This window comes from Sinomonas sp. ASV322 (assembly GCF_030908245.1).
GTDB lineage: Bacteria > Actinomycetota > Actinomycetes > Actinomycetales > Micrococcaceae > Sinomonas.
In genome coordinates this window covers 118,028-130,889 of sequence record NZ_JAVFJJ010000001.1, presented here as the reverse complement: position 1 = coordinate 130,889, position 12,862 = coordinate 118,028, and the positions used below count along the sequence as shown (strand labels likewise).

General features: G+C 70.2%; 9 protein-coding genes. All 9 read right to left on the bottom strand.

What is annotated here, in order from left to right; all coding sequences use genetic code 11:
* Window positions 1-164: 164 nt before the first annotated feature.
* The 9 genes from RBS12_RS00600 to RBS12_RS00560 all read right to left on the bottom strand — a co-directional run bounded on the left by RBS12_RS00600 (window position 165) and on the right by RBS12_RS00560 (window position 12,858).
* Window positions 165-1,211 (bottom strand): FtsQ-type POTRA domain-containing protein, encoded by a 1,047-nt coding sequence (locus RBS12_RS00600; RefSeq protein ID WP_307964112.1) that lies wholly within the window; start codon window positions 1,209-1,211, stop codon window positions 165-167.
* Entirely contained in the window at window positions 1,201-2,631 is a 1,431-nt protein-coding gene (gene murC / locus RBS12_RS00595; protein ID WP_307964111.1) for a UDP-N-acetylmuramate--L-alanine ligase, read from the bottom strand. Before murC ends, RBS12_RS00600 begins: the two co-directional genes overlap by 11 nt.
* The gene (murG, locus tag RBS12_RS00590; RefSeq protein WP_307964110.1) at window positions 2,628-3,764 is read right to left on the bottom strand and encodes an undecaprenyldiphospho-muramoylpentapeptide beta-N-acetylglucosaminyltransferase; all 1,137 of its coding nucleotides are present in this window, start codon (window positions 3,762-3,764) and stop codon (window positions 2,628-2,630) included. Before murG ends, murC begins: the two co-directional genes overlap by 4 nt.
* A 2-nt stretch (window positions 3,765-3,766) precedes the next feature.
* On the bottom strand, window positions 3,767-5,017 hold the full coding sequence (gene ftsW, locus RBS12_RS00585; protein ID WP_307964109.1) for a putative lipid II flippase FtsW: 1,251 nt from the start codon (window positions 5,015-5,017) through the stop codon (window positions 3,767-3,769).
* 3 nt (window positions 5,018-5,020) lie between these two features.
* On the bottom strand, window positions 5,021-6,586 hold the full coding sequence (gene murD / locus RBS12_RS00580; protein WP_373886446.1) for a UDP-N-acetylmuramoyl-L-alanine--D-glutamate ligase: 1,566 nt from the start codon (window positions 6,584-6,586) through the stop codon (window positions 5,021-5,023).
* 55 nt (window positions 6,587-6,641) lie between these two features.
* A complete protein-coding gene (gene mraY / locus RBS12_RS00575) occupies window positions 6,642-7,751 on the bottom strand; it encodes a phospho-N-acetylmuramoyl-pentapeptide-transferase (RefSeq protein ID WP_307964107.1) in 1,110 nt (369 codons plus the stop codon).
* Window positions 7,748-9,253, bottom strand: a complete 1,506-nt coding sequence (murF, locus tag RBS12_RS00570) for a UDP-N-acetylmuramoyl-tripeptide--D-alanyl-D-alanine ligase (protein ID WP_307964106.1) — start codon at window positions 9,251-9,253, stop codon at window positions 7,748-7,750. The genes mraY and murF overlap by 4 nt, the downstream gene beginning before the upstream one ends.
* Window positions 9,246-10,919, bottom strand: coding sequence for a UDP-N-acetylmuramoyl-L-alanyl-D-glutamate--2,6-diaminopimelate ligase (locus RBS12_RS00565; RefSeq protein WP_373886445.1), 1,674 nt, complete (start codon window positions 10,917-10,919; stop codon window positions 9,246-9,248). Before RBS12_RS00565 ends, murF begins: the two co-directional genes overlap by 8 nt.
* A gap of 142 nt (window positions 10,920-11,061) precedes the next feature.
* Complete coding sequence (locus RBS12_RS00560) at window positions 11,062-12,858, bottom strand: penicillin-binding protein 2 (protein WP_307964104.1); 1,797 nt, start codon at window positions 12,856-12,858, stop codon at window positions 11,062-11,064.
* Window positions 12,859-12,862: the final 4 nt, after the last annotated feature.

Below are 12,862 nucleotides of genomic sequence, written 5' to 3'. Positions count from 1 at the left end.
TGCAAGAGGTTCGAATCGCACAACCTTAACCTTCAAGTCGAAGGTTATAGTTATGTCAACTAGCTCTTGGTGAAGACGGTATTTCCCGCACTTCCCGCGTGCAACGACCGCCAAGGCGTGTCGCGCGCATTGTCGCGAGAGGCCTGGCGGCCCGCCCCGAGCACTCAGCGGGTCACGGGATGGCGCGGAACACTCACGTCGTAGACATTGACCGGCGGCTGACCCTTGACGGGATTCTCCGTGGCCTTCATGAGCGCCTCGAGCACCTTCGCCTTGAGATCACGGTCGTCCGAGTTTCCCCAGATCACGGTCTTGCCGTTCGCGAGCTTGAGCTGCACCGAGTCGACCGAATCGGCCTTGGCCGTGGCAAGCTGCGAGAGGACGTCGGCGGGAAGGGCCGCGAGGACGCCCGTGATCGCGAGGAACGTCGCGTGCGGGAGGGCGCTTCCGCCCGAATCGATCACGGGCACGGCGAATGCCCCGCGATCGGCCGTCTGGGCGACTTCGACGCCGTCACCGTCGACCACCGAGAAGCCCTTGTCCTGCTTGACGAGCGCAACGGGAATCCGCTCGACGATCGTGACGAGAAGCGTGTTCGGGGGCACGGCGCGGCTCTGGGCCGACTTGACCTGCACAATGGGCTTGAGGAGCCGCGACACGTCATCCGGCCCGACAAGTGTGAGAGATCGGCCTTCGAGGGGCTTGAGGGCCGCTGTGACCTGGGCCGGCGCGAGCATCCTGGTCCCCTGGACGGCGATGGTGCGCACCGCGAGCACGGGCGTGAAGACGACGACGGCCATGAGCGCCGCGACGAGAGCGACCGTGGTCGCGGCGATGATGATCGCCCTTCTCCGGATCCGCTTCGCGCGGGGCACGGGAAACGCGAGGACGTCGCCCGACGGCCGCGGGGATGCGGGCGACGACGACGCGGCCTTCCGCCCGCGGCCCAGCCCGCGCCGTGCGCGCTTCGCGGCCGGCTCGGCGTCGGCACGCGCGGCCTGCGTCGCCGTCGACCCCCCGTCCGCGTCGTCGACGCCCTGTGGCTCGCCGTCGTCGTCGTGGATCGGGCGGAGGACGGTGACCTTGGCCGACGCGCCGAGGGACACGCGGTGCCCCTCTCCCCCGCCGGGCTCACGGCCCTCGGCCGGTGCCTCGGGGCCGCCCGCCGGGCCCGAGCGGGGCACTCTGGGCTTGCGCGGGCTAGGTGCCATGCGGATGGCCTCCGTGAGCCCTCGCAGCGATAGCCTCGACGAGCGCGGGCCCGTAGGACGTGACGTCTCCCGCCCCGACGGTCAGGACGATGTCCCCGGGAGCGGCCGCGGCGACCAGCTCCGCGATGGCCGCAGCGGCCGACGGCGCGTAGGAACCGCCCGGAAGCGATGCCGTGACGAGCTCGCTCGTCACCCCCGGGATCGGATCCTCGCGTGCGGGATAGATGTCGAGGACGCGAACCGTGTCCGCCAGCGCGAGCGCGGCGGCGAACTCCGCCGCGAACTCGCGCGTGCGCGAGAACAGGTGCGGCTGGAAGAGAACGTGCACTCCCCCGCTTCCGGCCACGCCGCGCGCGGCGGCGAGGGCGGCCCGCACTTCGGTCGGATGGTGGGCGTAGTCGTCGTAGACACGGACGCCGTCGGCTTCGCCCTTGAACTCGAAGCGCCGCGCCGCGCCGCTGAACGTCGCGAGCGACGCCGCGCAGGCGTCGGGATCGGCGCCGAGGCCGACGACGACGGCACCGAACGCCGCCGCCGCGTTGAGGGCGTTGTGGACACCCGGGACCACGAGCGGGAGGGCAGCCTCGCCGCCGTCCCACGCGAGCGTCGCGCCGTGGGGACCGAACCCGAGCCGCAGGTCGGCATCCGGCGAGGTGCCATAGAGCAGCACGCGCGGGCCGCCGTCGTCCGCCGCTCCCGCCCGCACACGCTCGGCCACGCCGCGCGCGCCGACGTCGTCTGCGCACGCGACGAGCAGGCCGTCCGGGGGCAGAAGGGCGGCGAACGCGTCGAAGGAGGCGTGGACGGCCTCGGCCGTCCCGTAGTGGTCGAGGTGATCGGCTTCGACATTCGTGATGATCTCGACGAACGGGCGGTAGTTGAGGAACGACGCGTCGGACTCATCAGCCTCGGCCACGAAGATGTCCGTCGAGCCGTGGGCTGCGTTGACGCCGAGCGCCGGAACGTTCGCGCCGATCGCGAAGCTCGGGTCGAGCCCCGCGCCGCGCAGCATCCACGTGGCCATCGACGTCGTCGTGGTCTTCCCGTGCGTGCCGGCGACGGCGAGCACGCGGCTGCCCGCCATCGCGGCCGCGAGGCCCTCAGAGCGGTGGAGCACAGGGAGGCCGCGGGCGCGCGCCTCGGCGAGCTCCGGGTTGTCCGGCCGGATCGCCGAGCCCGTGACGACCGTCTCGGCGTCGCCGACGTTCGCCGCGTCGTAGCCGACGGCGATGCGCGCGCCAAGTGCCGCCAGCTCCCGCATGACCGGGAGGTCCTTCGCGTCGGAGCCGCTCACGGGCACGCCGCGCGCCACCATGACGCGCGCGACGGCGGACATCCCGACGCCGCCCACCCCCACGAAATGCACGCGGCCGAGCTCGGCCAGCGCCGTGCCGGGCTGAGGAGTGGTCTGTCCGTTCACGAGCTCGCTGCCTCCATGACCATCGTCGCCATCGCGTCATCCGCGTCCCGGATCCCGAGCGTCCGAGCGCGCCCGGACATCTCGGCGAGCGCCGCAGGTTCGGTCACGAGCGGGATGACCTCGCGCTCGAGCCACTCCGGGGAGAAGTCCGCATCGCGCACAAGCTTCGCGGCACCTGCCTCGACGAGGCCCCGCGCGTTGAGGGCCTGCTCGCCGTTCCCGATGGGGAGCGGGACGAACACGGCAGGGACGCCCGCGGCGGCGACCTCGCAGACCGTTCCGGCGCCCGAGCGGCACACCAGGAGATCGGCGGCCGCGTAGGCCAGCTCCATGCCATCCACGTATTCGACCTGGCGGTAGCCCTCGGCGGCGAGCGGCGCGCCGTCGTCCGCTGCGAGGGACTTGCCGCGTCCCGTGATGTGGAGCGTCTGGATGCCGGCGGCCGCGAGGGCGGCGAGGGACGCCGCGATCGTCCGGTTGATGCTCAGCGCCCCCGAGGACCCGCCCGTGACCACGAGCGTGGGGCGGTCGACGTCGAGGCCGAGGGAGCGGCGCGCCGCGTCGCGGTCGGCGTCGCGGTCGAGGCCCGAGACCTCGCGGCGCATGGGCATCCCGACGAGGCGGGCATGCCTGAGCCGCGTCTCGTCGAATGCCTTGCCTACACGCTGCGTGAAGAGGGCGCCGACCCGGTTGGCGAGACCGGCCCGGGTGTTCGCCTCGTGGATGACGATCGGGGTGCCGCGACGGCGCGCCGCGAGGTAGAGCGGCGTGCACACGTAGCCGCCGACCCCGACGAGGACATCGGCCTCCGCGTCGACGAGGATGCGTTCCGCCTGCTTGACGGCACCCGCGAGCCGGCGCGGGAGCTTGACGAGGTCGAGGCTCGGTTTGCGGGGCAGCGGAACCCTGTCGATCGTTGCGAGATCGAAGCCGGCTTCGGGAACGAGGCGCGTCTCCATGCCGGACGCGGTTCCGACGGCGAGAATCCTCGCCGACGGGTCGCGTCGTTCGACGGCGCGCGCAATCGCAAGCAGCGGGCTGATGTGGCCGGCGGTCCCCCCGCCGGCAAGGACGACGGACGGGCCGGACGCGACCGGCTGTCCGGCCGCCCGGGAGAGGTCCTGATCGGGCATTGCTAGGTGGTGGCCTTCCGCTTCGTCGCCTTCTGCGCCTTCGTCGCCGTCCGCTTCGTGCGCGCGGCGCGGGCGGGCCGCATCTCCTCGCGGGCCAGAGACAAGACTACGCCGATGCCACACAGGCAGCTCACGAGCGCCGAGCCTCCCGAGGAGATGAACGGCAGCGGGACGCCGATGACGGGAAGGAGTCCCGTGACCATCGCCATATTGAGTGCCGCCTGGCCGAGGAGCCAGGCCATGATGGTGCCCGCGAGGACGCGAGGGAAGAGCTCCTGCTGCCGCACGACGACGCGGAAGATCGCGACAGCCATGACGGCGAAGAGGGCGAGGACGAGGAGCGTGCCGAACAGGCCGAGTTCTTCGCCGAGGACCGAGAAGATGAAGTCGTTGTGCGCCTCGGGGATCCAGTTGTACTTCTGCCGGCTCTGGCCGAGGCCGACTCCGAGCCAGCCGCCTGACGCGAGGCCCTGGAGTCCGTTCTGTACCTGATAGCCGAAATCCGCGCCGTCCTGCTGGCAGACCGGGGGGTTCTGGCCGAGCCACTCGTAGATGCGGCACATGCGGTTGGGGCTTGTGACAGCGAAGCCGATCGCGCCGACTGTCATGAGGGCGCCGCATACGAGGAAGATCCGGGTCGGGATGCCGCCGAAGAAGAGTCCCGCCGCAACCACGAGCAGGATGACGAGGGTTGTGCCGAGGTCGTGGCCCCAGATGACGAGCGCCGCGACGGCGAGCCCCATGGGGACGACGGGCACGAGCGCGTGGAGCCAGCTATGGGTCAAGTTGGCCTTCTTGCTGAGCACCGTCGCCATCCAGAGCGCGAGGAGAAGCTTTGCGAACTCGGACGGCTGGAGGCTGAACCCGGCGACGTCGATCCAGTTCCGGTTGCCGAGCACTCGCTTGCCGATGAGCTGGACGAGCAGAAGCAGGACGAGCGTCACGCCGATGCCGGGCCAGGCGAGGCGTTTGAGCCAGCGCACGTTGATCCGGGAGATGATGAGCATCCCGACGACGCCGACGGCGCCGAATGCGGTCTGCTTGAGGGCCGCCGTGTAGGGGCTCTCGCCCAGCGAGATGCTCTCGACGCTCGACGCCGAGAGCACCATCATGATGCCGATGGCCATGAGTGCGAGCGTCGAGCCGAGGATGAGGTAGTAGCCCGCCCCCGCCCCGAGCGGGCCGGGGCCCTCGAGGCGCCGCCACAGCGATTGCGCGGTCTTGGCCGGCCGCTCCTGCTGCGCTGTGGCCATCCTCTACTCCTTGCTGTGGGCCTGCCTCTCGACGAGCCGTTGGACGGCGTCGACGAACGCCGCGCCCCGCTGGGCGTAGGACGCGAACTGGTCCATCGAGGCCGCTGCCGGCGCCATGAGCACAGTATCGCCGGCCACGGCGACCTCGGCAGCGCGCGCGACGGCCTCGTCCATGATCGATGCCCCGTCCGGCTGGTCTCCTCCAGTCTCGCCCGGCTCCACGGAGATCACCGGGACATTCGGCGCGTGTCGCGCGAGCGCGGCCGCGAGCTCCCTGCTGTCGACTCCGATGAGGACGACCGTCTTGAGACGCGAAGCATTGCGCGAGACGAGCTCGTCGTAGGTCACACCCTTCGAGAGGCCACCCGCGATCCACACGACGGACTCGAACGCCGCGAGGGACGCGGCGGCCGCGTGCGGATTGGTCGCCTTCGAATCGTTGACCCATTCGACGCCGTCCACGGACGCAATCGGCTGGATCCGGTGATCGCCCGGAAGGTAGCGCCGGAGGCCCTCCCGGACCGCGACCGGCTCGACGCCGCACGCCCGGACGAGCGCCGCGGCCGCGAGCGCATTCGCGACCGTATGCCGCGGGGCGATCTTTCCGAGGTCCTTGATCGATGCGAGTTCGGCGGCCTGATCGCGGCGCTCCGCGATGTAGGCCCTGTCGACGAGGAGGCCCTCGACGACGCCGAGCATGCTGAGCCCGGGCGTTCCCGTCGTAAAGCCGATCGCGCGGCATCCTTCGACGACGTCGGCGTCCTCGACCATGCGCTCGGTCTCGATCTGCTCGACGTTGTAGACCGCCGCCTTCCGCGTGTTGTGGTACACCTTCGCCTTGTCGGCGAGATAGCTCTCGTACGAGCCGTGCCAGTCCACGTGGTCCTCCGCGACGTTGAGCACGACCGACGCGAGCGGCGAGAGGGATTCGGCCCAGTGGAGCTGGAAGCTCGAGAGCTCGACGACGAACACGTCGTATTCGACCGGCTCGCGGATCGCGTCGAGGATCGGAGTGCCGACGTTCCCGACGGCGATCGCCTTGATCCCCGCGGCGCGAAGCATCGACTCGGCCATGCCGACCGTCGTCGTCTTGCCGTTCGTGCCGGTGACGGCCAGCCACTCGGCGGTCTTCTTGCCGCGCCGGGAGCGAACGCGCCACGCGAGCTCGACGTCTCCCCACACGGGGATGTGCTTGCGGGCAGCCGCGGCGAGGACGGCCTGGTCGGGCCGCCACCCGGGCGAGGTGACGACGAGGTCCGGCAACGCGCCCTCGACGAGGGGAAGGGACTGGACGGCGTCGGGGCCGAGGAGGACGTCGACCGCGCCGACGATCCGAAGCGTCTCAGCCTGCGCCTCCGTGCGCTCCGTCACCGACGCGTCGACGACGACGACGCTGGCCCCCAGCTCGATGAGGGTGTCCGCGGCCGCGAAGCCGGAAACCCCGATGCCTGTCACGACGACGCGGAGTCCGGACCAGTCGGCATCCCACGACGTGAGCGACTCGAGGCGCCGCTCGACCGCGCCGCCATGACCTTTGTCCCAGCTACCCGTCACTGCCCTGCCACCCACTCCGTGTTGAATTGAGCGGCCTGCGCCGCCAGCCGCGCGGCGTTGTGCCCCGCTGTCACAGCCCTGCCACCCATTCCGCGTAGAACACAGCCAGCGCCACGGCCACGAAGAGCCCGGCGAGAACCCAGAATCGCACGACGACGGTTACCTCGGCCCAGCCCTTGAGCTCGAAGTGGTGCTGGAGCGGCGCCATCTTGAAGAGCCGCTTGCCCTTCGTGGCCTTGAAGTAGCCCACCTGGAGGATGACGGACAGCGTGATGAGGACGAAGAGGCCGCCCATGATGCCGAGCAGGAGCTCGGTGCGCGTCAGGATCGCGAAGCCCGCGATCGCCGCTCCGATCGCGAGGGACCCCGTGTCCCCCATGAAGATCTTTGCGGGTGACGTGTTCCACCAGAGGAATCCGACGAGCGCCGCGCTCATGATCGCGGCGAGGAGCGCGAGGTCGAGCGGATCGCGGACCTCGTAGCACACCGAACCCGGCACGCGCGCGGAGCCGCAATGCTGATTGCTCTGCCAGATGCCCATGAGCGTGTAGGCCCCGAAGACCATGATCGATGCGCCCGCAGCGAGGCCGTCGAGGCCGTCGGTGAGGTTGACCCCGTTGCTCGCCGCCGTGACGAGGAAGTTCGCCCACACGACGAACAGGATCGCCCCGACGACCGTTCCCGCGAACGCGAGGTTGAGCCACGGGATGTCTCGCAGGAAAGAGACCGTCATGGACGCGGGCGTCCGCCCGTTGCCGTCCGGGAACTGGAGCACCAGGAGCGCGAACGCGATGCCCACGGCGCCCTGGCCGATGAGCTTGGCACGCGCACTCAGGCCGAGGCTGCGCTGCTTCGAGATCTTGATGAAATCGTCGAGGAAGCCCACGAACCCCATGCCGACCATGAGAAAGAGCAGCAGGAGCGCCGAGGCCGTGGGCCCGCCTGTCGCGGGGTGCATGAGCCACACGATGAAATGGGCGAGGAAATAGGCCAAGACGGTCGCGAGGACGAAGACTGTGCCACCCATCGTCGGCGTCCCGCGCTTCGTGTGGTGGCTCGTCGGCCCGTCATCCCGGATGAACTGCCCGTAGCCGCGGTGGACGAGCAGCCGGATGAACAAGGGCGTGCCGACGAACGCGAGCACGAGCGCGAGCGCGGCCCCGATCAGCAGTGCGATCACATGAGCTCCGTTCCGGCGGGGTCAGTGGGCTGAGCCTGCGCGGCCCATGCTATCCGATCGCCGAGGTGCCGAAGGCCCACGCCGTTCGATGACTTGACGAGGACGAGGTCGCCGGGGGCGAGCTCCCGCTCGAGTAGCGCAAAGGCCGCATCCGTGTCTTCCACGAAGGTGCATTCGTCTCCCCACGAGCCTTCGTTGACGGCCGAGACATACAGCGCCCGTGCTTCGCGTCCGACGACGACGAGCCGATCGATGTTGAGCCTCACGACGAGCGTCCCCACGGCCGTGTGCGCCGCGATCGACTCGTCCCCGAGCTCGAGCATGGCCCCGAGGACCGCCCACGTGCGGCGATCCCGGCCGAGGTCGGCGAGCGTCTGGAGGGCGGCGCGCATCGATTCGGGGTTCGCGTTGTAGGCGTCGTTGATGACCGTCACGCCATCGGGGCGGTCGGTGCGCTCCATGCGCCACCGGCTCGCCGGACCCTGTTCGGACAGGGACGCCGCGATGGCCGAGGTCGGGACGCCGGCGGCGTGGGCCACGGCGGCGGCTGCGAGCAGGTTGGCCGTGTGGTGGGCGCCGATGAGCTGGCTGCGGACCGGGAGCGGCTCCTCGCCGTCGATCCGGAGGCCGAACGCGGGGCAGCCGTCGGTCCCGACGTGGGCGTCGAGCGCGACGACGACACTACCGCGGGCCGACGCCCCGGCCGCCGCGGCGGGATCCGACGTGAAGAACGCCTTGCGCGCGGCCGTGCGCGATTCCATCGCCCGGACGCGTGAATCGTCGAGATTGATCACGGCGGTTCCGGCGGGCGAGAGGGCTTCAAGGAGCTCCCCCTTGGCCTGCGCGATGTTCTCGACCCCGCCGAACTCCCCGGCGTGCGCCGTGCCGACCGCGAGGACGACGCCGATGTCCGGCGCCACCATGTCGGCGAGATACGCGACATGCCCGATGCCCGTCGCGCCCATCTCGATCACGAGGAACCGCGTCGACTCGTCGGCCTCGAAGACGGTCAGCGGGACGCCGACCTCGCCGTTGTAGGACCCCTGCGGCGCGATGACGGATGCCGACGCGGCGGACCCTTCGGGAGTCGAGCGGAAGATTCCCGCGAGCAGGTCCTTCGTTGTCGTCTTGCCAGCCGAGCCGGTGATGCCGACGACTGTGAAGGCCTCGCCCCGATTCGCCCGGACCTCGCGGATCCGCCGCACGGCTTCCTTCGCGAGGGTCCCCATGGCGAGCACGGCGTCCGGAACGACGACCGCAGGGAAGGGCGCGCCGTCGTCGTCCGCGACCTCGCGCTCGCACAGCGCCAGGACCGCGCCGGCAGCGAAGGCCGCGCCGATGAAGCTGTGGCCGTCGGCATGTTCGCCGGGCTTGGCCACGTACAGGGAACCCGCGCGGGCCTCGCGCGAGTCGGTGGTCACGTGGACGGGGACGATGCCGGGATCGCCGACGAGGCGCCCGCCGGTGATGCGGGCGATGTCCGCGGCGCTGAACTCAATCATCGGTTGTGGACTCTATCTGCTCGGCCCCCACGGTGCGGAATCCGCGGGCCTCGAGGGCCGCGCGGAGCTCGACGCGATCGTCGAGCTCGAGGTCGATGCCTTTGACCTCTTGGAACACTTCGTGGCCGCGGCCGGCGACGAGGATCACGTCCTGCGCCGTGGCAAGCTCAACGGCACGCCGGATGGCGGCGGCCCGCGGCGCGACCTCCTCGATGACGCGGCCAAGGCCCAGCGCGTCGTTCTCGGCGCGCGCCCCCGCGAGCACGTCGGCTCGGATCGCCGCGGCGTCCTCGTCGTGGGGGTCGTCGTCGGTGATCACGACGACGTCGGCCCCCCGCACCGCGACGGCCCCCATGATCGGGCGCTTGCCCTGGTCGCGCTGTCCCGTGGCCCCGAACACGATGACGAGGCGGCCCTCGCCGGGCGGCCGCACGGCCTCGAGCGCGCGATCGAGGGCGTCGGGGTTGTGTGCGAAGTCGACGACGGCGGCTGGCTGGGTGCCGACGAGCTGCATGCGGCCGGGGACCTCGACGCTGAAAGGGTCCGCGACCTCACCGGCGCGCTGGATCTCGTCGAGCGGGACGCCCGCGGAGTGGACCATGAGCGCCGCGAGTGCCGCGTTCGCCACGTTGAAGGCGCCCGGAAGGCCCGTGTGAAGCCTCAGCGCCTGGCCGTCTGGACCGCGGAGCTCGAAAGCGGTTCCGAGGCCGCTGCGCTCGGTCGAGGCGAGCGTCCAGTCCGCGCCCTCGGCCGGGTTTGCGGCGAGCGAGAGCGTGAGGACGGGGATCGCGGCCTCTCGCGCGAGACGCCGTCCCCACTCGTCGTCGACGACGACGACGCCGCGCGCGGCGCGATCGGGGGCGAAGAGCCTCGCCTTCGCGGCGAAGTAATCGTCCATCGTGAGGTGGAGGTCGAGATGATCCTGCGTCAGGTTCGTGAAACCGACCGTGTCATACCTGACTCCGTCAACGCGCCGGTACTCGATCGCGTGGGAGGAAACCTCCATCGAAGCAGCGGTGAGGCCGCGCTCGCGCATGAGAGCGAGGAGGGCGTGGACGTCCGTGGACTCGGGCGTCGTGAGCCTGCTCGGGATCGCTTCTCGACCGGCCACGATCTCGATCGTCCCGATGAGTCCCGTGCGGTGGCCGAGGGCGGCGAGGAGCGCGTTCGCGAAGTACGTCGTCGTCGTCTTGCCGTTCGTCCCGGTCACGCCGAGCAGCATCATGGGCGCCCGCGCATCTTCCTCCGACGGCGCCGACTGGCTGCGGTAGACGAACGCGGAAACCGGCCCGACGGCGGCGCGCACATCGTCCACGACAAGGACGGCCGCATCCGAGAGCGCCCCGTCGAGGGCGAGGATACGGGCACCGGCCTCGTCGGTGAGAATGGCCGCCGCGCCCTTCTCGACGGCCTGCGCCGCGAACGATGCGCCGTGGCGCCCCGTCCCCGGGACGGCGACGTAGAGGTCGCCGGGCTCGACGCTCCTCGAATCGAGCGAGACGCCCGTGACGTGGACAGCGCCGACGGCCTCCGCCGGCAGGCCGAGCAAGGCCGCGACCGAAGTCAGAGGCACAGGATCGACGTGTTGGGGCCGGAATGGGGACCGGGCCGACGCATCCGCCTGCGCGACGGACGGCCGGTCCTGGGGACTCTCGTGCTCGCTCACAATTACCTTCGCTGCTCTTCGTCAGGTTCCAACTTTAGCCGCTCGGCCGGGCTCGGCCCGGCCCGAGAGATCGGCGACGAGGCCCTGGGCGGGCCGAGCACGCCGTCACGGCGGCGATCTCCGGCCGGCGTGATCGGTCGGCCTATTGGGCGTACTGGGGGAACTGAGCGGGCGTGCCCGATGACGGTTGGATGTTGTACATGTGCAGTGTCTGGGACATCACCGCGCGGAACACGTCGGCGTTGCCGATGCCGAAGATGTCATTCTTGGGCCGCTGGATCACGACAGAGACGATGAACCTGGGGTTCTCCATCGGCGCCATGCCGATGAGCGTGGACGTCACGCCGTCGTAGCCCGGCACCCCGTCCTCGCGGGGAGCCTCCGACGTTCCGGTCTTGGCGCCCACCCGATAGCCGTCGATGGCTGCCGGATGAAGCTCACCCTTGGTCACTGCGCTCTCGAGCATGTCCTTGACCTGCTGGGCGGTCTCTTTGCTGATCACCTGGCTCGAAGGCTGCGTCGCGGACTTGTGCTCGGTGCCGTCCGCCCCGATGTAGCCGTCGATGAGCCGGGGTTGGAGCAAGAGGCCGTTGTTCGCGATCGCCTGGTAAGCGCGCACGGTCTGGAGAGTCGACTGCGTGAGGCCCTGCCCGAAGAGCACGGTGTTCTGCTGACGCCCGTCCCACTTGTCAGGAGTCGCAAGGATGCCGGCAGCCTCTCCCGGCAGTCCAACGTCCGGAGCCTGGCCGATCCCGAACTTGGTGAGCCAGTCGTAGCGCTCCTGCTTGTTCAGCGCCTGCCCCGCCAGGACGGTTCCGGTATTCATCGAGTAGCCGAGGATGCCCGCGAGCGTGCGCTTCTCGGTGCCGTGCGTGAACGCGTCGGCGAACGTCTGCCCATCGACGGTGACGGTTGGCGGGACGGTGTACTCGCTCAGCGGATTCGCCTTCCCCTCCTGGATGAGGGCGGACATCGTGAGGGTCTTCTCGACGGATCCGGGCTCGTAGGCGGCGGTCACGGCGCGCACGCCGCGGTCTTTGGCGGCGGACTTGCCCGGGTCGTTGGGGTCCACCGGGTTCGAGTCCGCCATCGCGAGGATGTTCCCGTTCGTCACGTCCTGGACGATCGCGATGCCCCATTGGGCGCTGTACTTGTCGGTCTGAGTCTGGATGGCCTGCTGGGTGAAGTACTGGAGGTCAGAGTTGATCGTGAGCTTGATCGTCTGGCCGTTCTGCGCCGGCGTGAGCTGATCCGTCGCCACAGGAATGCGGAGCCCGTCGGCGCCGATCTCGTAGACGCGCTTGCCGTCCTTGCCCGAAAGCTGTGCGTTCTGCGTCTGCTCGATGCCGGCGAGCCCGGTTCCGTCGCTCCCGACGAATCCGACGAGGTTGCCGCCGACGGCGCCCTGGGGGTAGACGCGCTGGGACGTGCCCTGCGTGTAGATGCCGGGGAAGGCAAGGTCGGAGACCCGGGCCTCGACGTCGGGGGTGACGTTGCGCGCAACGTAGTTGAACTTCTTGTCTCCCGTGATGGCCGCGGTGACCTGGTCCACGGGCATCCCGAGCACGCCGGCGAGGTCGGAGATCGCCTGATTCCGGGTCACGGGCGTCTCATTGCCGTCCTTGTCGCGCCGCTTGTAGTCGGTGAAATTCGTCGCCTTCGGCTGATCGACCGTGATGTTGTAGCGAATGACGCTCTGGGCGAGCAGCTTCCCGGACGCGTCGACGATCTCTCCGCGCTGCGAGGGAAGCACGGTGGTCTGAAGCCGCTTGTCGAGCGCGGCTTGCGCGTATCCACCGGCGCCGAACCCCTGCACGAGGACGAGGCGGCCGCCGATCACGAGGAGCAGCGCGAGCATCGCGCCGACACCAAGCCGAAGCCGGCCCGTTGCGCCGCCAGCCCGGTACAGGGTCGCCCGCCCCGAGCGGGCCTTCGCCACTCGG

Bases quoted from the DNA above. Each gene is read 5' to 3' on its own strand.
- RBS12_RS00600 (WP_307964112.1), bottom strand. From the start codon at position 1,211: ATGGCACCTAGCCCGCGCAAGCCCAGAGTGCCCCGCTCGGGCCCGGCG.
- murG (WP_307964110.1), bottom strand. From the start codon at position 3,764: ATGCCCGATCAGGACCTCTCCCGGGCGGCCGGACAGCCGGTCGCGTCC.
- ftsW (WP_307964109.1), bottom strand. From the start codon at position 5,017: ATGGCCACAGCGCAGCAGGAGCGGCCGGCCAAGACCGCGCAATCGCTG.
- murF (WP_307964106.1), bottom strand. From the start codon at position 9,253: ATGATTGAGTTCAGCGCCGCGGACATCGCCCGCATCACCGGCGGGCGC.